Origin of the sequence: Streptomyces sp. R302, from assembly GCF_012927245.1 — a bacterium.
GTDB lineage: Bacteria > Actinomycetota > Actinomycetes > Streptomycetales > Streptomycetaceae > Streptomyces.
In genome coordinates this window covers 599818-619093 of sequence record NZ_JABBGE010000004.1, presented here as the reverse complement: position 1 = coordinate 619093, position 19276 = coordinate 599818, and the positions used below count along the sequence as shown (strand labels likewise).

Annotated in this window: 20 protein-coding genes and 1 riboswitch; of the genes, 10 read left to right on the top strand and 10 right to left on the bottom strand. The window is 73.4% G+C overall.

Translation table 11 applies throughout. The features are described 5' to 3' along the window. Nucleotides 1-622 precede the first annotated feature (622 nt). Genes HHL19_RS37265 through HHL19_RS15855 form a run of 3 tightly spaced genes read left to right on the top strand, consistent with a single transcriptional unit; the run spans nt 623 to nt 2668 of the window. Entirely contained in the window at nt 623-898 is a 276-nt protein-coding gene (locus tag HHL19_RS37265; protein ID WP_240981606.1) for a hypothetical protein, read from the top strand. A gap of 20 nt (nt 899-918) precedes the next feature. Continuing rightward, entirely contained in the window at nt 919-2424 is a 1506-nt protein-coding gene (locus HHL19_RS38515; protein ID WP_346768361.1) for an RHS repeat-associated core domain-containing protein, read from the top strand. A 13-nt stretch (nt 2425-2437) separates the two neighbouring features. After that, the gene (locus HHL19_RS15855; RefSeq protein WP_169089923.1) at nt 2438-2668 is read left to right on the top strand and encodes a hypothetical protein; all 231 of its coding nucleotides are present in this window, start codon (nt 2438-2440) and stop codon (nt 2666-2668) included. A gap of 96 nt (nt 2669-2764) precedes the next feature. Here the strand turns inward: HHL19_RS15855 and HHL19_RS15850 are convergent, their stop codons facing one another. Further along, complete coding sequence (locus tag HHL19_RS15850) at nt 2765-3964, bottom strand: MBL fold metallo-hydrolase (RefSeq protein WP_169089921.1); 1200 nt, start codon at nt 3962-3964, stop codon at nt 2765-2767. Nucleotides 3965-4093: 129 nt separating this feature from the next. Here HHL19_RS15850 and HHL19_RS15845 point away from each other — a divergent pair, with 129 nt between their 5' ends. Next, nucleotides 4094-4699, top strand: coding sequence for a TetR/AcrR family transcriptional regulator (locus HHL19_RS15845; RefSeq protein ID WP_169089919.1), 606 nt, complete (start codon nt 4094-4096; stop codon nt 4697-4699). A 139-nt stretch (nt 4700-4838) separates the two neighbouring features. Here HHL19_RS15845 and HHL19_RS15840 read toward each other — a convergent pair whose 3' ends face one another. From HHL19_RS15840 to HHL19_RS15830, 3 genes are all read right to left on the bottom strand, one after another. Continuing rightward, complete coding sequence (locus HHL19_RS15840) at nt 4839-5651, bottom strand: SIMPL domain-containing protein (protein ID WP_346768360.1); 813 nt, start codon at nt 5649-5651, stop codon at nt 4839-4841. A 163-nt stretch (nt 5652-5814) separates the two neighbouring features. After that, complete coding sequence (locus tag HHL19_RS15835; RefSeq protein ID WP_169089915.1) at nt 5815-6837, bottom strand: DUF6745 domain-containing protein; 1023 nt, start codon at nt 6835-6837, stop codon at nt 5815-5817. A 95-nt stretch (nt 6838-6932) separates the two neighbouring features. Beyond that, a complete protein-coding gene (locus tag HHL19_RS15830) occupies nt 6933-7259 on the bottom strand; it encodes a hypothetical protein (RefSeq protein WP_169089913.1) in 327 nt (108 codons plus the stop codon). A 214-nt stretch (nt 7260-7473) separates the two neighbouring features. Between HHL19_RS15830 and HHL19_RS15825 the strand changes: the two genes are divergently transcribed. From HHL19_RS15825 to HHL19_RS15805, 5 genes are read left to right on the top strand one after another with little or no spacing between them, the layout of a single operon-like run. Continuing rightward, on the top strand, nt 7474-8433 hold the full coding sequence (locus HHL19_RS15825; RefSeq protein WP_169089911.1) for an STM4015 family protein: 960 nt from the start codon (nt 7474-7476) through the stop codon (nt 8431-8433). After that, on the top strand, nt 8430-9620 hold the full coding sequence (locus HHL19_RS15820; RefSeq protein WP_169089909.1) for an STM4014 family protein: 1191 nt from the start codon (nt 8430-8432) through the stop codon (nt 9618-9620). The genes HHL19_RS15825 and HHL19_RS15820 overlap by 4 nt, the downstream gene beginning before the upstream one ends. Nucleotides 9621-9631: 11 nt before the next feature. After that, on the top strand, nt 9632-10462 hold the full coding sequence (locus HHL19_RS15815) for an STM4013/SEN3800 family hydrolase (protein WP_169090117.1): 831 nt from the start codon (nt 9632-9634) through the stop codon (nt 10460-10462). Then, nucleotides 10459-11796: an STM4012 family radical SAM protein gene (locus tag HHL19_RS15810; RefSeq protein WP_169089907.1), complete on the top strand. Its 1338-nt coding sequence runs from the start codon at nt 10459-10461 to the stop codon at nt 11794-11796. The genes HHL19_RS15815 and HHL19_RS15810 overlap by 4 nt, the downstream gene beginning before the upstream one ends. An 8-nt stretch (nt 11797-11804) precedes the next feature. Next, the gene (locus HHL19_RS15805; protein WP_169089905.1) at nt 11805-12668 is read left to right on the top strand and encodes an STM4011 family radical SAM protein; all 864 of its coding nucleotides are present in this window, start codon (nt 11805-11807) and stop codon (nt 12666-12668) included. On the opposite strand, the gene HHL19_RS15800 is transcribed toward HHL19_RS15805, so the two are convergent. Beyond that, nucleotides 12655-13467 (bottom strand): SGNH/GDSL hydrolase family protein, encoded by an 813-nt coding sequence (locus tag HHL19_RS15800; protein ID WP_169089903.1) that lies wholly within the window; start codon nt 13465-13467, stop codon nt 12655-12657. The genes HHL19_RS15805 and HHL19_RS15800 overlap by 14 nt on opposite strands. A gap of 160 nt (nt 13468-13627) precedes the next feature. After that, nucleotides 13628-14575, bottom strand: a complete 948-nt coding sequence (locus HHL19_RS15795; RefSeq protein ID WP_169089901.1) for a LysM peptidoglycan-binding domain-containing M23 family metallopeptidase — start codon at nt 14573-14575, stop codon at nt 13628-13630. A 4-nt stretch (nt 14576-14579) separates the two neighbouring features. Beyond that, nucleotides 14580-14735, bottom strand: a riboswitch (cyclic di-AMP (ydaO/yuaA leader). A gap of 393 nt (nt 14736-15128) precedes the next feature. On the opposite strand from HHL19_RS15795, the gene HHL19_RS15790 reads away from it, so the two are divergent. Next, a complete protein-coding gene (locus HHL19_RS15790) occupies nt 15129-15950 on the top strand; it encodes a tyrosine-protein phosphatase (protein ID WP_346768358.1) in 822 nt (273 codons plus the stop codon). 21 nt (nt 15951-15971) lie between these two features. Here HHL19_RS15790 and HHL19_RS15785 read toward each other — a convergent pair whose 3' ends face one another. From HHL19_RS15785 to hpnH, 4 genes are all read right to left on the bottom strand, one after another. Next, the gene (locus HHL19_RS15785; protein ID WP_169089897.1) at nt 15972-16136 is read right to left on the bottom strand and encodes a DUF6126 family protein; all 165 of its coding nucleotides are present in this window, start codon (nt 16134-16136) and stop codon (nt 15972-15974) included. Between the two features lie 19 nt (nt 16137-16155). Beyond that, entirely contained in the window at nt 16156-16785 is a 630-nt protein-coding gene (locus HHL19_RS15780) for a helix-turn-helix domain-containing protein (protein WP_169089895.1), read from the bottom strand. A gap of 76 nt (nt 16786-16861) precedes the next feature. Next, nucleotides 16862-18247: an aspartate aminotransferase family protein gene (locus HHL19_RS15775; RefSeq protein ID WP_169089893.1), complete on the bottom strand. Its 1386-nt coding sequence runs from the start codon at nt 18245-18247 to the stop codon at nt 16862-16864. Between the two features lie 10 nt (nt 18248-18257). Continuing rightward, a complete protein-coding gene (gene hpnH, locus HHL19_RS15770) occupies nt 18258-19274 on the bottom strand; it encodes an adenosyl-hopene transferase HpnH (protein ID WP_169089891.1) in 1017 nt (338 codons plus the stop codon). Nucleotides 19275-19276: the final 2 nt, after the last annotated feature.

Here is a 19276-nt window from a genome sequence, read left to right as displayed (position 1 = left end):
TCCAGGCTCGGGGCGGGTTCGGCCGGACGGGTCGCCCCGCGGAACCCGCCGCGACCCTCCGCCGGTCACCCGCCGCACCCGCACCCCCCGCACCCTCCGCACCCTCCGCCGCACGCGGTTCCGCAGCCGGCCGCTCCGCCGTCCTTGTCCTGCTCCGGAGAGGCGGGCGCGGACGACGAGTTGACAACGGTGCCGACGAACGCGCAGAGCAGCACGACGACGGCGATGCCGATCACCGCATAGCCCATGGTTCCCCCTGCCTCGCGGTGTGTTGTTCCCCTGCCGGATACCTACCCACCGACACGCCCGCCGGTGCCGTTCTGGCGGGGTGACGCGAAGGGGCGCCGGCCGTGGTGGCCGGCGCCCCTTCGTGCGCTGTCGGGCGGGTGGGTGGGTCCAGGTCAGGTCACGTCACGTCACGTCAGGGAGCGGAAGCCCGTGAGGGACGCTCCGGCGGTGGTGCCCGTGCCCTTGATGTCCGCGTAGACAGCAGGTTGCCCGCGGAGTCGGTCGTCCACACCGAGGGCTTGCCGTCGCCCAGGACGTCCGGCACCGAGGTCGACGCTCGTGGTCGTACGACGAGCACACCGGCGAGCTGCTGCGGGTGACGACGGACCGGACCATGGCCCCGCAGCGGGTCGAGGACCAGCGGTACACCTTCGACCCGGCGGGCAACATCACCCGGATCCTCACGGAGACGGGCCAGGACCAGGACCGGCAGAAGGACGCCCAGTGCTTCGTGACCGACGCGCTCCAGCGGCTCACGCAGGCGTGGACGTCGACCGACGACTGCGCGGCCCCGGCGGGGCCGTCCACGGTCGGCGGGCCCCAGCCCTACTGGTTGTCGTACGGCTACGACGCCCTGGGCACCGTACGAAGGAGACCCGCCACGACCTGACCGGCGACACCGCGAAGGACGTGGTCCGCGACTACGCCTACCCCGGTGCGGGCGGTGCCGGGCCGTCGGCGCTCACCTCGGTGACCGCCGCCCAGGGCGGCGGTGCCGGGACGGTCACGGACTCCTTCACCTATGACGCCGCCGGCAACACGGTCACCCGCAAGACGGACGGCCGGGACCAGACCCTGACCTGGAACGCCGAGAACCAGCTCGCCAGGGTCGAGGAGGCGGGCCGGGCCACCACCGACTACACCTACGACGCGGACGGCAACCGTCTGCTCAGGAAGGACGGCGAGGGCACCACCCTCTACCTGCCGGGCGGCAACGAGCTCCTGCTCAAGCCGGACGGCACCACCAGGACCGGGACCCGCTACTACGAGCTCGACGGGGAGACCGTCGCGGCCCGGACCGGCGGCGCCCTGCAGTTCCTCTTCGACGACCACCACGGGACGGCGACGACGGCGATCGACGCCACGACCCAGGAGGTGACGAGCCGTTCCTTCGCGCCCTTCGGCGAGGAGCGCGGTGCGGTCGCCGCCGCGGCCGGCGTGGCCGGGGCCGCCTCCGTGGCCGCCGCTCTGTGGCCGGTGGGCCGGGGCTTCGTCGACGGTACGAAGGACGGCACGGGCCTGACCCAGCTGGGCGCCCGCGCGTACGACCCGAAGCTGGGCCGTTTCCTGAGCGTCGACCCGATGACCGATCCGGGCGAGTCGCAGCGGATGAACCCGTATGCGTACGCCAACAACAACCCGGTCACGTTCTCGGACCCCGACGGCCTCTTCTTCGGAAAGCTGAAGAAGGCCGTCAAGAAGGCGGTCAAGAGGGTCGTCAAGAAGGTCAAGAAGGTCGTCAAAAAGGTCGTCAAGAAGGTCGTCAAGACCATCAAGAAGGTCGTCCGCAAGGTCACCAAGGCGGTCAAGCGGGTGGTCCGCAAGGTGGCCCGGAGCGTCAGGAAGGTCGTCAAGAGAACCATCCGGAGCGTCAAGAAAGCCGTTTCCCGGGTGTCGCGGTACGTGAAGAGAGCGGTCAGCCGAGTCTCGAGAGCGGTGTCGTCCGGAAGCTCGAAGAAATCGAGCGGTGTGTCGGGCGGTGTGACGAAGGCCAGCCTCGTGAGCAACCAGCCGGGCATGGGTGAGCCGCCGGGCGTGAAGGAAGTCGCCGAGTTCCTGAGCTACCGCTCGTGGATGAATTCCTTCGAAAGCGGTGTCCACGCGGCCGGGTCGCTCTTCAGCGGCGACACGGACAAGGCGAAGAAGTACGGCTCCGACGCCTGGAACTACTTCGTGGGAGGCACCCCCTCCTACGCGGGCGGCAAGGCGAGCGACGCCCTGGCCAACGGCGGCGGGGGCAAGCATCGCAAGCCCACGCTCTACGGTGGTCTTGGTAGGGTCGGGTCGAAGGTTTTCGGCTGGCCCGTCGCCCTCGTCGCGACCGGCGTCGATTTCTGGATCACTCCGCCGGGACAGGGCAGCAACGTGCCGCGGGATGTCGTGGCGCCCGGGCCTACGGGCCGGGTCAAGTGGTGACGAGGTAACGGACATGGGAAAGCGCAGAACGTCGTTCGTAGGAAAATGGCGGGTCACTCACCGTGACGTCGTGCTCGCGGTCATGGGCTGCGGAATCGGCTTCGCCGGAGTGGCGAGTTCTCTCGTGAACGTGGCCTTCACCAGCCTCTCCGGTGCTCTGCTGACCCTGGGAGCACTGGCCCTCGGTCTCCTGTCCCTGAAGTTCCTCGTCTACTGCGTCAAGGAACTGTCGGCCAGGAAGTAACGGAAAAGCAGCAAGGAAAGGCGGCAGGGAGTTGTCTCCCTGCCGCCTTTCACGTTCCCGTGGTGGCCCGCCTCCGGGAAATGCCCCGTGCCGACGTCACCGCCCGCCCGCGAGATCGAGATCTTCGCTGCGCGGCTCCGCGACGACCTCGGCGGGTCGGGGGCGGCGCCAGGGGCGGGCGATGGGCTGGGACACGCCGCGCCACCAGGCGTCCGCGGGCACCTTCCCCGCGGGTTCGAACGGCTCGCCGGGGCGGGGAAGCGCCACCGCCTGCCCGGCTTCCTCCGCCGCGTCGCGGGTCCACTCCCCCGGTTCCGCCCACGGGTGGGGGGCCAGGTTGAAGGTGCCCCAGTGGATGGGGAGCAGGAGGCCGCCGGGCGTGCCGCCCTGGAGGTCCAGGTGGGCCCGGACGCCCTCGGCGGGGGTCATGTGGATGTCGGGCCAGAACTCGGAGTAGGCGCCGATCTGGATCATGGTGACGTCGAAGGGGCCGTGGGCGGCGCCGATCTCCCGGAAGCCCTGGAAGTAGCCGGTGTCGCCGCTGTGGAAGATCCGGTGGCGGGGGCCGCGGACGGACCAGGAGGCCCAGAGGGTGTGCTGCTGGTTGCGGATGGCGCGGCCGCAGAAGTGGCGGGCGGGGGTGGCGGTGAGGGTGAGGTCGCCGATCTCGGTGGACTCGTGCCAGTCCAGCTCGCGCAGCCGGGAGGCCGGGACGCCCCAGTGCTCCAGGTGGGCGCCGACGCCGAGCGGGACGGCGAAGAGGGTGTCGGTGGAGGCCAGCGCCTTGATCGTCGGCAGGTCGAGGTGGTCGTAGTGGTCGTGGGAGATCACCACCACGTCGACCGGTCCGAGCGCGGCGAGCGGCGCGGGCGCCGGGTGGAGCCGCTTGGGGCCGACGAAGGAGAAGGGGGAGCAGCGCTCTCCCCAGACCGGGTCGAAGAGGATCCGTACGCCGTCGATCTCGGCGAGCACGCTGGAGTGGCCCAGCCAGGTGATCCGCAGGCCGCTCGCGGCGGGGCGCGCCAGGTCGGCCACGGCCGTCGGGTGCACGGGGATCACCCCGGCCGGGGCCCGGCGGGCCCGCGACTCCCGCTCGAAGTAGACCTTCATCAGGTCGGCGGTGGAGCCGGAGGGTCCCCGGCGGGCCTCCTCGGGGTTCTGGAAGACACCGTCGGCGAAGTGCGGCGAGCGGCGGATGCGGGCCAGCCGCTCCCCCGTGGGCTCGGCGCCGAAGGATTCGGGCCGCAGGGCGCGCAGCCGGGCCCGCAGCGAACGGTCGGAGCCGGTACCGGTCACAAGTCCTCCTGAACTCTGGGGGTCGTTCCATTATGGGCGGACGGAGAGGCGGACGGGCGGGTGACCGGGTGGCGGAACGGGCGGCGGCGACGATCATGACTCTGTCATGTGCTGTGTAGGCTGCTCGGCGTGGAGAGAGTGCGGTTGAGCGTGGCCGAGCGGCGCGAGGAACTGCTGCGGGCCGCCGTCGAACAGATCGAGGCCCGGGGCGCCACCGCCGTCCGGATCGCCGATGTGGCCGCTGCCCTCGGCGTCAGCAACGCGCTGGTGCTCTACCACTTCTCCACCAAGGAACAGCTGGTCGCGGCGGCCTTCGCGCACGCCGCCGAGAGCGAGCTCGCCGAGCTGCGGCGGATCTTCGGGCGCCGCTCGGCGGCGGTGCGGCGGCTGCGCGCCGCCATCCGCTGGTACGCCCCGCAGGGGCAGGCCGATGGATGGCGGCTGTGGATCGAGGCGTGGGCGGCCGGACCGCGCAACCCCGAGCTGCGCCGGGTCGCCGCCTCGCTCGACCAGGAGTGGAGGCGGGCCCTGACCTCCGTGATCGAGGAGGGGGTCGCCGCCGGCGAGTTCCCCTGCCCGGACCCGGCGGGCGCCGCCTGGCGCCTCACCGCCTACCTGGACGGCCTCGCCGTCCAGACGACCGTCTACACCGGCGGCCTCTCCCGCGCGGCGATGCTCCGCTGGGCCGACACGGCCCTCGACCGCGAACTGGGCCTCCCGACACCCGGCGCCTGAGCAGTACGCCCAGGACCTGAGCGGTGCCCGGCCCCTGAACGGAGTCCGGCGCCCGGCGCCCGGTGCCCGGTGCCCGGTGCCCGGTGCCCGAGACGGGCCGGGCGGGAGGCCGAGCGGCGCCCTGCCCGGCCCCGCGGGGTCAGAGCAGTTCGTAGACCGCCGAGACCGTCACCTGCTCCTCGATCTCGCCGGGGGCCAGGGGGACGTTCTGTTCGTCGGCCGGGAGGGACGGGAGGGTGCCCTGGCCGGGGCGCAGGGAGTCGCCCTCGCTGAGGGAGACCAGGCGGCCGAGGCGGTGGCCGCTCAGGCGGGCGTGCTGGGAGGCCTTCTCGTACGCGTCGCGGTACGCGGCCTCGCGGGCCTTGGCGCGCAGGTCCTTCGGGTCGGCCACGTCGAAGACGACTCCGTTGACCCGGCCGGCGTCCCCGGTGGAGCCGTTGACGGCCCCGATGACCTGGCCGGCCCGGTCGATGTCCCGGACCTTCGCGGAGAAGGTCTGGCTCGCCTGGTAGCCGCTCACCTTGGACTCGCCCCCGGTCGTCTGGGTGTAGACGGGGTTGAGGGAGAGGCTGTCGGTGCGGATGTCCCGGTCCTCGACGCCCTGCTCGCGCAGGACCGCGAGCAGCGCCTTCGCCGCGGTGTTCTGCGCCGCCATCGCCTCCTTCGCCGTCGGCTTGGTGACCTCCACGCCCACCGAGAGGATCGCCACGTCGGGGGTGGCGGTGGCGCTGCCGCTGCCCGTGACGGTGACGGTCGCCGGCGCCTCGGCACGGACGGCGGCCGCGCGCGGAGCGGGGCGCTCCGGCGCGGCGGCGAGCGCGGGCGCGGCGGTGCCCAGGAGGAGTGCTCCGAGGACGGCGCTGCCCGCGCCTGCGGCGAGCAGGCGGGCGGCGCGGGCGCGGGCGCGGGCGCCAGGGTTCGGGAGGGTGGGCGGCGCGGGGCGGTGCGGCACGGGGCGGTCCCTTCGACGGTGGGGTGCCGGTGGCTCCGGCGGGCACATCCCAGCACCCGGGGCCCCCGCCTCCCGGGCGCCACTCCTGACGCGCGCCGTCCTTCACCTCTCCGTACCAGCGGATCACCGTACGAACGGCACTCCGCACCCGCGCCGGGACGGTTCAGGTCTGGACGAGCGGTTCGTACACCTCGGCGCCCAGGCCGAAGGTCCAGGCGACGCCCTCGCGGGCGGTCCGGGTGCCGGGCGGCACGCGGAGCCAGTACGTGCGGTGGCTGCCGTCCGGCTCCGGCGTCGAGTTGACCACCTCGACCATGACGACGTCCTCGTCGTCGCCGAGCTCGATCCGCCACAGCACCCCCGCCTCGTCGCGGCCCTCGGGGCGGGCCCCGGAATCGTCGAGGTAGCGCTCGTAGCCGTAGAACTCCAGCATCACGCGGCGCAGTTCGGCGTTGTCCTCGTCGCGGATCCGCTCCGGGGTGAGGTCCGCGAGGCCCGCCAGGAAGCCGGCCGTGACGGGCATGCCGCGCCAGGCGTGGAGGGCGAAGCCGTCCCGGTGGGCGAGCGCCGGTCCGTCGCCCCGGTCGAGCCGCCCGGCCTCGTCCCGGTGCAGGGCGACGGGGCGTTCGCAGACGACCGCGACCTTCTCGTACGGCCACCACCAGCCGGCCTGCTCGGCGACCGCGGCGAGTCCGGCGAGCCGGGTGCCGCGCCCGTCGAAGGCGGCGAGCCAGGCGGCGTCCTGCTGGCCGAGCACCGCGTCGTACAGCAGCTCCCGGCCCGCGAGCTCGGTGAGCGCGCCGGGTTCCTCCCGGTCGCCGAGCACGTCCAGGATCCCGGTCCTGATCCGCTCGGCGAGCGCCCGCGCCGGGTCCCAGAGCCGGGCTCCGGTGGCCTGCCAGTGCGCCGTCCACCCGGCCGGGCCGAGCGTGTCGTGGAGGCGGCGGCGCTCCTCCGCCCAGGGCAGGGTCCGCACCTCCTCCCGCACCGAGCGCCCCCGGTCCGCGAGGCCCGCGACCAGCTCGACCCCGGCGAGCGGCGAGTCCGCCCACACCACCCGCTCCGGCGCGGGCAGCCCCGCGAAGGCGTACGCGAGCCGGACCCCGGCCTCGGCGGCGGTCCGGTCGGCCGGCCCGGTGGCGGCCGCGACGGCCCGCCACTTCTCGTACACGTCACCCTCGTTCATCGTCCTGTCCCCCATGTCCGTCCCTGCCCCATGCCCGTCCCTTCCCCCATGCCCGTCCGTTCCTCCGACACCGCCCGGCACCGCCCGGTCCCGCCTCAGTCCGCCACGATCCGGTACGCGCCCGGCACGTACTCGCGCTGCCGCACCACCCGGTACCAGCCTCTCGGCAGGACGATCGGGGCGTGCTCCTCGTGCACCAGCCGTCCGCCCTCGGGCAGTTCGAGGAGGAACGGGCCGTACGGCCCCGGTTCCCGCACCAGCCGGCCGGGGCCCGGGATCGCGTGGGCGTGTCCGGTGACCTCGCCGAAGGCGAGCACGAGCCGGCCCCGGCCGTCCCTCGGCTCGCTCCGCGCGCCCTTCGCCCGGGCGGGCACGGCCCGCTCGTCGACGGACACGATCAGCACGTCCCCCTGCCGGTACATGGCTCTCCCCTTCCCGTCCGGAACCCGGTGCCCGAACACGAGAACGACGCTAGAGCCCACCACTGACAACGCCCCGCACGCCTCCGGCCCGACCCTCCGACCCGCCCCCCGACCCGACCCTCCGACCCGACCCCCCGCCCCCTCCTGTCGGTGCGGCTTGGTACAACTCTGGGGCGTCACGCCCGTACCGCCGTCCGTCGTCTGGAGCACCGTCATGACCATTGGGGCCTACCTGGAGGAGTTCCACGGCCTCCCCGTCCTCGACCTCCCGGACGCCGAGTCGGGCGTCGCGCTGCCCGACCCGGCGGCCGTCGCCTGGCGCCTGTCCAGCCCGACCTACAACGACGACGACGAGGAGAGCTGGGACGCAGTCTTCGAGCGCTTCCTGAAGACCGTCGACACCGCGCGGGTCCGCGCGATCGTCGTGGGCGGCTGGGAGGACGCGTACGACACCTCCTCCGCCGCCATCGTCACCGCACTCATCGGCGCCAACGACCGGCTGACCGCGCTGGAGGCGGTCTTCCTCGGCGACATGACCATGGAGGACTGCGAGATCTCGTGGATCGTGCAGTCCGACGTGACGCCGCTGCTGGCCGCCTACCCGGCGCTGCGGGAGTTCGGCGTGCGCGGCGGCACCGGGCTCGTCTTCCCGCCGGTGCGCCACACCGGTCTGGAGACGCTGGTCGTGGAGACCGGCGGGCTCGGCGCCGAGGTCGTGCGCGGCATCGCGGGCAGCGACCTGCCGGCCCTGGAGCGGCTCGAACTGTGGCTGGGGACCGACGAGTACGGCGGCGACTCCACGCCCGGCGACCTGGCGCCGCTGCTCTCCGGCGAGGCCTTCCCGGCCCTGCGCAGCCTGGGCCTGTGCAACAGCGTGATCCAGGACCGGGTGGCCGCCGCCGTGGCGAGCGCCCCGGTCGTCGCCCGCCTCGACCGGCTCGACCTCAGCATGGGCGTGCTCACCGACGAGGGCGCGGCCGCGCTGCTCGACGGCCAGCCGCTGACCCATCTGACGGAGCTGGACCTGGAGCACCACTACCTGTCGGAGGCGATGGGCGAGCGGCTCACCGCCGCGCTCGCCCCGCACGGGGTGCGGGTCGTCCTGGACGACCCGCAGACCCCGGAGGACGACGGCGACGGGGACGTCTGGCGCTACGTCGCCATCGCCGAATGACGGCGGGCCCGCGCCTCGTGGTCGTCGGCGATCCGGCGGGGCGTCGCGTCGCGTTCTTCCAGGACGCGGTGCGCGCCGCCGGGCTGCCCGGGGTGCGGGCCGTGCCGTGGACGGACGTCCTGCGCGGCCGGGCCCGCTTCGCGGCGGGCGAGACCGTGCGGGTCGACTCGCCCGGTGAGGTGCCGGAGGTCGAGCTGCTGCTGCGCGGCACGGACGATCCGGCCCGGGTGGAGGGGGGCAGGGTCTGGTACGAGCGGTTCACCGCCGCCCTCGCCGGGCTCGCCGCCGAGGCGGACCGCTCCGGCGCGGTGCTGGTCGACAACCCGGCGGAGACGGCGGTCCTCTTCGACAAACGGCTCACCCACGGCCGGCTCGATGCCGCCGGGGTGCCCGTCCCCGCCTCCCCGACCTCCGGTCCCGGCGGGGCGCCGGTGCGGGGCTGGGACGACCTGGTGGCGCTGATGGCGGGGGCCGGGCTGCGCCGGGTCTTCGTCAAGCCGGCCCACGGCTCCTCCGCTTCCGGGGTGCTGGCCGTGGAGACGGCCGGCGGGGGCCGGGTGCAGGCCGCCACCTCGGTCGAACGGGACGGCGCCGGACGGCTCTTCAACTCGCTGCGGATACGCCGCTACACGGGCGCGCGGGAGGTCGGCGCGCTGGTCGACGCGCTCGCCCCGGACGGCCTGCACGTGGAGCGCTGGCTGCCGAAGGCGGTCCAGGGCGGCCGGGCGGCCGACCTGCGGGTGGTGGTGACCGGCGGGCGCGCCACCCACGCGGTGGTCCGCACCAGCCGTTCGCCGCTGACCAATCTGCACCTCGGCGGCGCCCGCGGCGACCTCGCCGCCGCGCGGACGGCGATCACCGCCGCCGGCGGCCGCTGGGAGGACGCGGTCGCCGTCTGCGAGGGCGCGGCGGCGGCCTTCCCCGGCACCCGGTGCGTCGGGGTGGACCTACTGCCGGGCGCCGGCTGGCGCCGCTTCGCGGTCGGCGAGGTCAACGCCTTCGGGGACCTGCTGCCCGGCCTCACCGGCCTGCCGGGCGGCGGCGCCGAGGGCCTGGACACCTACGGCGCCCAGGTCGCCGACCTGCTCAGACACCCGCCCGTACCCACGCCCGCACCCGCACCCGCACCCGCACCCACTCCCGTACCCGCACCAGCGCGCACCACAGGAACGAGCACCGCCCCGTGAACCACCCCGACATGAACGCGGTCGTCGGCAGTCACGACCTGCTTCTGGTCACCCTCGACACCCTCCGGTACGACGTGGCCGCCGAGCTGGCCGCCGCCGGCCGGATACCGAACCTGGCCCGGCACCTCCCGGGCGGCCGCTGGGAGCGCCGGCACGCGCCGGGCAGCTTCACCTACGCCTCCCACCAGGCGATCTTCGCGGGCTTCCTGCCCACTCCGGCCGCGCCCGGCCCGCACCCGAGGCTCTTCGCGGCCCGGTTCGCGGGCAGCGAGACGACCGCCGACGGCACCTACGTCTACGACGCCCCGGACCTGGTCACGGCGCTCGCCGCCGACGGCTACCGGACGGTGTGCGTCGGCGGGGTCGGCTTCTTCAACCGGCAGCCGCCGCTCGGCTCGGTGCTGCCCGGCCTCTTCCAGGAGAGCCACTGGGAGCCGTCCTTCGGGGTGGCCTCGCCGACCTCCTTCGAGGCGCAGGTGGCCCGGGCCGAGGAGGTGGTGGCCGCGCTGCCGGCCGACCGCCGGCTCTTCCTCTTCGTGAACGTGGCGGCGCTGCACCAGCCGAACTGGTTCCACCTGCCGGGCGCCACCCGCGCGGCGGGCGACACCCGGGCCACCCACGCGGCGGCCCTGGAGTACGTCGACCGGCACATCGGACGCCTCTTCGCGGCGATGAGCAGCCGCCGCCGCTGCTTCGCGATCGTCTGCTCGGACCACGGCACGGCGTACGGCGACGACGGCTACACGGGGCACCGGCTCGGCCACGAGGTGGTGTGGACGGTGCCGTACGCGCAGTTCACGCTGGACGGTCCGGACGGCCGCGCGGAAGGGGCCGCCGCGTGACCGGCACCCCGCTCCCCCGCCCGTACCGCTCGTACGTCTACGCCTACCCGCACAAGACGGCGTACCGTCCGCTGCCCGGGCGGCCGGAGCTCGCGGCGCTCTGGGCGGACGAGCCGAAGGACGCCCTCTCGCTCTACGCGCACGTCCCGTTCTGCGAGGTCCGCTGCGGTTTCTGCAACCTCTTCACCCGGATCGGCGCCCCCGACGAGCTGACCACCCGCTACCTCGACGCGCTCGACCGGCAGGCCGTGGCCGTCCGGGAGGCGCTCGGCGACGCGGCGCCGGTGCGGTTCGCGGCGGCGGCCTTCGGCGGCGGCACCCCCACCTTCCTGACCGCCGCCGAGCTGGACCGGCTCTGCGACATCGCCGAGCACCGCATGGGCGCGGACCTGCGGGCGGTGCCGCTCTCCGTGGAGACCTCCCCGGCGACGGCGACCGCCGACCGGCTCGCGGTGCTCGCGGGGCGGGGCGCGACCCGGCTGAGCATCGGGGTGCAGAGCTTCGTGGACGCCGAGGCGCGGGCGGCGGTCCGGCCGCAGCGGCGGGCGGACGTGGAGGCGGCGCTCGGCCGGATCCGGGACGCCGGGGTGCCGGTGCTCAACATCGACCTCATCTACGGCATCGACGGGCAGACCGAGGAGTCCTGGCGGTACTCGCTGGACGCGGCGCTGGCCTGGCGGCCCGAGGAGCTGTACCTGTACCCGCTGTACGTGCGTCCGCTCACCGGCCTGGGCCGGACGGGGCCCGCCGAGTCGGACGCGGAGTGGGACGCGCGGCGGCTGCGGCTCTACCGGCAGGGCAGGGACCACCTCCTCGCGGAGGGGTACGAGCAGGTGTCGATGCGGATGTTCCGGCGGGCCGGCGCGGCCCCGGAGGGCCCCGACGACCACGCCTGCCAGACGGACGGCATGATCGGCCTGGGCTGCGGCGCCCGCTCGTACACGGCCGCGCTGCACTACTCCTTCGACTACGCGGTCGACATGCGGGAGATCCGCTCGATCATCGACGCCTACACGGAGACCCGGGACTTCTCCCGGGCCGTGGTGGGCCGGTGGGTGGACGGGGCGGAGGCCCGCCGCCGCCACCTCCTCCAGTCGCTGCTGCAGGCGGAGGGCATGGAGCTGGCCGGGTACGAGGAGCGGTTCGGGACCTCGGCGCACGAGGACTTCGCCGCGGAGCTCGGCCGGTTCGCGGCGTACGGCTGGCTGGACGGTTCGGCGCCGGAGGGGCTGCTCAGGCTGTCGCCGGAGGGGCTGGCGTACTCGGACGGGCTCGGCCCGGAGCTGTTCTCCCCCGCCGTACGGGCCGCGATGGCCGCGTACGAGCCGAAGTAGGGCCGGCCGTGGACCTGACGCTGCTGTACCGGGGGCCGCTCGCCTCCTGCGACTACGACTGCCCGTACTGCCCCTTCGCCAAGCGCCGGGACTCGCCGGAGACGCTGCGGGCGGACCGGGCGGCCCTGGAGCGGTTCACCGGCTGGGCGGAGGGGCAGTCGGGCGACCGGCTGCGGATCCTCTTCACCCCCTGGGGCGAGGGCCTGGTCCGCTCCTGGTACCGGCGGGCGATGGTGGAGCTCTCGCGGCTGCAGCACGTGGAGCGGGTGGCGATCCAGACCAATCTGAGCTGCCGGACCTCCTGGCTGGACGACGCGGACCTGGGCGCGCTGGCGCTGTGGTGCACGTACCACCCCGGCCAGACGCCGTACGACCGCTTCCTCGGCAAGGCGCTCGACCTGGCGGCCCGGGGCGTCCGCTTCAGCGTGGGCGTGGTGGGGCTGCCCGAGCACCACGCGGAGGCGCTGCGGCTGCGGGCGGCGCTGCCGGACCACGTGTACCTCTGGGTGAACGCCGCCGAGGGGCACACGTACACCGACGCCGAGGCGGCCGCGTGGACGGGCGTCGACCCGCTCTTCGGCTACAGCCGGCACCCGCACCGCTCGGCGGGGCTGCCCTGCCGGACCGGCGAGTCGGTGGTGTCGGTGGACGGCGAGGGGACGGTGCGCCGCTGCCACTTCGTCAGGGCCGAGCTCGGCAACCTGTACGACGGCTCGTACCGTGCCGCGCTGCGGCCCCGGGCCTGCCCCCTCGCCCTCTGCGACTGCCACATCGGCTACGTCCACCTGGAGTCGCTGCCGCTGTACGACGTCTTCGCCGGCGGGGTCCTGGAGCGGATCCCCGCCGGCCGCCCCGGAACTACAGGGGCATGAGGTCGGGGCGCTTGGCCTCGACGTGGTCGCCGGAGCTCTCGCCGCGCAGCCGCCGCCCGATCCACGGCACCAGGTACTCGCGCGCCCAGTGGATGTCGTCCCTGCGGACCTCCAGCGGCCCGCGGGCGGGCAGCGGCGGCCAGGCCTGGTCCGGGTCGGCCGGCACCGGCAGGCCGAGGACCTGGGCGGCGCGCAGCGCGACCCGGGTGTGGCCCTCGGGCGAGAGGTGCAGCCGGTCGTCGTCCCAGGCCCGCCGGTCCTGGACCGACTTCAGCGACCACAGGTCGAGGACCGGGCAGTCGTAGCGGTCGGCGATGGCGCGGACGTGGGCCGTGTACGTGGCGATCTTGCCGCGCAGGTGCTTGAGCACCGGTACGTCACGGGTGTCGAAGCCGGTGGTCACCATGACGGTGCCGACGGCGGAGGTGAGCTCCCGCACCGCCCGCTCGAACCGCTCGGCGACGTCGTCGGGGTCGGTGCCGGGGCGGATGATGTCGTTGCCGCCCGCGCAGAAGGTGACCAGGTCGGGGGCGAGCTCCTTGGCCCGGGGGACCTGCTCGGCCACGATCTGGTCGAGGAGCCGGCCGCGCACCGCGAGGTTGGCGTAGCGGAACTCCTGGTGGTCCGGCAGCTGGTCGGCGAGGAGCACCGCGAAGCGGTCCGCCCAGCCGACGTAGGCCCCGTCCGGTCCCGGATCTCCGACGCCCTCGGTGAAGCTGTCACCGATCGCCGCGTACGACCCGAATCCCCCGACCGCCCCGAACACGTTCTCTTCTGTTGCTCTCGAATCGTCTGCCACGACAGCACATCCTTCCTTTCCGGATGTGACCTACGCGACCGTAAGGAGGGGTTGACGGCGGGTGATATATGCCACCGATAAAGAATTTGCCAAGCCCGGAATAGGGCGAAGGCCCGGCACTCGGTGCCGGGCCTTCGCTGCGGCCGTTGGGCCGGACGGGTCAGATCGAGACGCCGTGCTGGCGCAGGTAGGCCAGCGGGTCGATGTCCGCGCCGTAGCTCGGCGAGGTGCGGATCTCGAAGTGCAGGTGCGGGCCGGTCGAGTTGCCGGTGGAGCCGGAGAGACCGATCTGCTGGCCGCCGCTCACCGACTGGCCGGCGGAGACGGCCAGGGAGGAGAGGTGGGCGTACTGCGAGTAGTTGCCGTCGGCGTGCTTGATGACGACCTCGTTGCCGTAGGCGCCGCTCCAGCCGGCGGAGACGACCGTGCCGGCGCCGACGGCGCGGACGGTGGTGCCCGAGGCGGCGATGAAGTCGGCACCGGTGTGGTAGCCGGAGGACCACATGGCACCGGCGGTGCGGTACGCGGTGGAGACGCCGCCGGCGACCGGGGCGACCCAGCCGGAGGCGGCCGGGGCGGCGGCCGGGGCCGCGGCGCGCTCGGTGGAGCGGGAGGCGCGGGTCTGCTCGGCGACCTTCGCCGCGGCCTTCGGGGCGGCCTTGACGGCGGCCTTCGGGGCGGCCTTCGGCGCGGCGGGCTTCGGGGCGGCGGCCTTGGCGGGGTTCTTGGCGCCGAGGGTGAGCTTCATGCCCGGGAGGATCAGCGAGGGGTTCTCGCCGACGACCTGGCGGTTGTCGGCGTAGAGCCGCTTCCAGCCGCCGGCGACGTCGTGCTCGGCGGCGATCTTGGACAGGTAGTCGCCGGCGACGACGGAGTACGTGGTCGGGGCGGCGGCCTTGGCGGCCGGGGCGGCCTGGACCTGGGCCTGGACCTGCGCGGCGGCGACCACGGTGCCGGAGACGGCGGCCGGGGCGGCCTGCTCGGCGGCGTGGGCGCCGGTGGCGCCGATCAGCGGCAGCGCGACGACGGCGCCACCGGTGCCGGCGGCGACGAGGCCACGGGTGATCAGGGTGGACTTCTGGCGGCGGTGCTTACCCTTCGCGGGCATGGCGAATTCCTCTCCGGCGCCTGCGAGGTGAGCTGTCGGGTTCGGACTGGAGATGTCCGGCCGCGTTTTCACGCGGCTTCACCCCGAGCCGTCCTGCGTCGCGGGACCGGCGTACTTCCTTGGGTCCCCCGCTCCTGCCACGCGTGGACGGGTGTGAATTCCGGACGGTGGCAGGATTCGGCGGTCCGACCGGATTGACGGCGACGCTAGACGAGCCGGGTCGGCGCGAACAAGCCACGGAATTCGGCGGGCATTCCGGGACGATCTTCGGGCCCGGAATTCCGGTCACCCTCCGTGGATGACGGCCCCTCGATTCCCTTTTCGGGGAGGGTGGTTGGGCCGGGCGGTCGGCCACGATCCGTCACTTCTATGACCCTGCTCACGCGCCGAATTCCATCTCCCCCTCAACCAGGGCGCGTTACCGCAAGGCCTTCCAATACGGACAGATCGCCCATTACCGGCCAGGGGGGTGCGCCGAGCCGCGCCCGACGGGATGATTGCCGAGGGAACCGATCTCGTACGGACCCGTGAACGCCTACCACCAGGAGCATCCGTGACGCAGCAGCTGCCGCAGGTCAAGACCCTCGAACCCGGCGAGCCCGAGCTCGCGGCGGTCCGCAACTTCCGGGACGTGGCCGGCCTGCCGACCGCCGACGGACGCGCGGTCCGGCCCGGCGCCCTCTTCCGCAGCGGTCACCTCGCCGACGCCACCGAGTCCGACGCGGCCTTCCTCTCCGGCCTCGGCCTGCACACGATCTTCGACTTCCGCAACGAGGCCGACGCCAAGATCGAGGGCCCGGACGTGGAGCTCCCGGGCGTGCGGAACGTGAACATACCCCTGAGCGACCCGGCCGACGGCAAGGAGTTCTGGCGGATGGTCCGCGAGGGCGACCTCGACACGCTGCGGGACCTGCTCGGCGACGGCAAGGCGGCGGCGCGGATGGCCTCCTCGTACCGCCGGATGATCGTGGAGCGGACCGCCGAGCACAGCCGGGTCCTGCACTCCCTCGCCGAGGAGTCCGTCCCGGCCCTGATGCACTGCGCGGCCGGCAAGGACCGCGCCGGGCTCTCGATCGCGATCACCCTGCTGGCGCTCGGCGTGGAGCGCGAGGCCATCGAGGCCGACTACGTGAAGTCCGGCGCCCCGCACCGCCGCTACAAGGTGCGTCGCAGCCCCACCGCAGGGGACGCGATGACGCCCGAGGTGATGGAGCTGCTGAGCCCGCTCTTCGACGCGCGGGTGGAGTACCTGCGGGCCGCCTTCGAGGCCATCGACGCGCACTGGGGCTCGGTGGACGCCTACCTCGCGGACGGCCTGAAGCTGGCGCCGGAGACCCGCGAGCGGCTGCGGGAGCGGTTCCTCACGGAGGCGTGAGGCCGCGGGTCCGGCGTCCGGTCACTGGTTCTGCCCGCCCAGCATGAAGAGCAGGTAGAGGAAGCCGGCGAAGAGGTGACCGGCGATCAGGTAGGCGAAGAGGCGGAGCACCAGCCCCTTGGGGAACTTCCCCTCGCCGCGCTCTTCGCCGGTGACCGGGGTGGAATGCAGTGACTTGTCGGACATGTCGACCAGCCTTTCGGGCTCAGCGGGAGTGCGGGGCGCCGCCGCCCAGGCACAGCTCGGCGGCGGGGCTCTGCAGGAGCGTGTGGACGAAGAGCACCTCGGCGCCGGCCCGGCCGGCCGCGCCGATCCGGTGCGGGGTGAGCGAGTCGAAGTGCGCGCTGTCCCCGGGGCCGAGCAGGTGCACGGTGTCGCCGAGGGCGAGCCGGACCTGCCCTTCGAGCACGTGCAGCCACTCCTCGCCGGGGTGGACGCGCACGATGTCGGCCCGGGTGGCGTAGGGCACGTGGACGCGCAGGCACTGCATGGCCCGGCCTGCGCCGCCCGCCTGCCGGTAGATCCAGCCGTCGGCCTCGACCGGATCGGAGCGGTCGGCCCGGATCACCGGGTCGCGTTCGGGCGGGGTCTCGCCGAGCAGCTCGGCGACCGTCGTACCGTAGATACGGGCGAGGGCGAGGAGCATCGGCAGCGAGGGCTGCCGGTTCCCGGTCTCCAGGCGCGAGAGGTGCGCCGGGGAGAGCCCGGCGCGCTGGGCGGCCCCCTCCAGGGTGAGCCCCCGGCGCCGGCGCAGCGCCCGCAGCTGCGGGGCGACGTCGGGCACGAGCTCGGGGGCGGCGGTTTCCGGGGCGGAGCCCCGGGGGACGTGGTCCATGCGTCCATTCCGCCAGGAACATGCCTCTGGGGCAACTTTCTTGCCCCAGAGGCAAAAATCCCGGGAGCAGCGCGGCTCAGCGCTGCGCGACCGCCTGTCTGACCAGCGTCTTCCCGAAGTCCCACAGCAGCCCGCCGCCGCCGTGGGCGTCCTCCATGACCGCCGTGAAGGCGGTGACGAAGCGGTCCACGTCCGCCTCGTCGATCACCAGCGGCGGGATCAGCTTGATCACCTCCAGGTGGTCCCCGGAGACCTGGGTGAGGATCCGGTGCCGCTGGAGCAGCGGGACCACCACCATCTGCGCGAAGAGCCCCTTGCGGGCCGTCTGGAGCATCGCCCACCGACCGCGCAGCGCCAGCGAGCTCGGCCGGCCGAACTCGATGCCGATCATCAGCCCCCGGCCGCGCACGGCGTGCAGCAGCTCGTACCGGGGCACGAGCTCCTCGAGCCGGCCCTTCAGGAGGCCGCCGACCCTCCGCACGTGCGCGACCGTCCCCTCGGACTCCATCACCGAGAGGACCGCGAGCCCGGCGGCCATCGCCTGGGCGTTGCCCCCGAAGCTGGCCGAGTGGACCAGGACCCGGTCCATGGACGAGTAGACCTTCTTGAAGATCCAGTCCTTGCCGAGGGTGGCGCCGACCGGCACGTAGCCGCCGGAGAGCGCCTTCGCCACGCACACCAGGTCCGGCTCGACGCCGTCCTCGTGCTGGTACGCGTAGAAGTCGCCGGTCCGGCCGAGGCCGGTCTGCACCTCGTCGGCGATCAGCAGCGCCCCGTGCCGGTGGAGCAGCTCCTGGGCGGCGGCGAGGAAGCCGGGCGGGGCCTCGTGGACGCCCTTGCCCTGGATCGGTTCGACGACGAAGGCGGCCACGTCGCCCCTGCGGAGCTCGCGCTCCAGGGCGTCGAGGTCGCCGAGGGCGATCGCCGTGTCCGGGAGCAGCGGGTCGAAGCCGGCCCGGAAGCCCTGCTCGCCGTTGACCGAGAGGGCGCCGGTGGTGAGGCCGTGGAAGGCGTGGTCGCAGTAGACGATCCTCGGCCGGCCGGTGGCGTAGCGGGCGAACTTCAGCGCGGTCTCGACGGCCTCGGTGCCGCTGTTGCCGAAGAAGACCCGGTCGAGGTGGGGGCTGTGGGCGAGCAGCCGCTCGGCGAGCAGGCCGGGCAGCGGCGGGCAGTCGAAGCGGGTGAGGTCGGGGAGGTCCGCGTCGAGGACGTCGTGCAGGGCCTTGCGGACGACGGGGTGGTGCCGGCCGAGGCCCATGACGCCGAAGCCGGCGAGCATGTCGAGGTGGTCGTTGCCCTCGGCGTCCCAGAAGTGGGCGCCGGCGGCCCGCTCGTAGACCTTGTCGAAGCCGATGGTGTGCAGCATCCGCGGCAGCTGCGGGTTGAGGTGGCGGGCGTGCAGCTCGTACCGCTCGCCACCGCGCTCGGCGAGCAGCGCCCGCAGGTCGAAGCCGTCGGTCATGGCCCGCCCCTCAGCTCCCCGAGACGGTCTCGCGGACCGCGCGCAGCGACTCCTTGAGGGAGCCCATGGTGGCGAGCACGGCGGTGGGTTCGTAGCCGCAGTGCGCCATGCAGTTGGCGCAGCGCGGGTCCTTGCCGCGGCCGTACTTGTCCCAGTCGGTGTCCTCGACGAGTTCGCGGTAGGTGGGGACGTAGCCGTCGCTCATCAGATAGCAGGGGCGCTGCCACCCGAAGAGGGAGTAGTTGGGGATCGCCCAGGCGGTGCAGGGGAAGTCGGCCTTTCCTTCGAGGAAGTCGAGGAAGAGCGGCGAGTGGTTGAGCCGCCAGCGGCGGCGGTTGCCGCCGGCGAAGGCCTTCTTGAAGAGTTCCCTGGTCTGTTCGACGCCGAGGAAGTGTTCCTGGTCGGGCGCCTTCTCGTAGGCATAGGCGGGCGAGATCATCATTTCGTCGACCTGGAGGTCGTCGTTGAGGAAATTCAGTACCTCGATGATGGTCTGCGGGGTGTCGGTGTTGAAGAAGGTCGAATTGGTGGTGACGCGGAATCCGCGCCGCTTGGCCTCCTTGATCGCCGCCACGGCCTCGTCGAACACGCCCTCCTTGGCGACCGATTCGTCGTGGCGTTCGCGCAGTCCGTCGATGTGGACGGCGAAGGCGAAATACGGCGAGGGCGTGAACTTGTCGAGCTTCTTGCGGAGCAGCATCGCGTTGGTGCAGAGGAAGACGTATTTCCGGCGGGCGACGAGCTGGCGGACGATCTCGTCGATCTGGGGGTGCATCAGGGGTTCGCCGCCGGCGATGGAGACCATCGGGGCGCCGGACTCCAGGACGGCGCCGACCGCCTGGGCGACCGGCATCCGCTGCTTGAGGACGCCGGCCGGATGCTGGATCTTGCCGCAGCCCTCGCACTTGAGGTTGCAGGCGTAGAGCGGCTCCAGTTCGACGATCAGGGGGAACTTGTCCCGCTTGCGGAGCTTCTGTTCGAAGAGATAGGTCCCGACCCGGATGGACTGACGGAGCGGCATGGCCATGA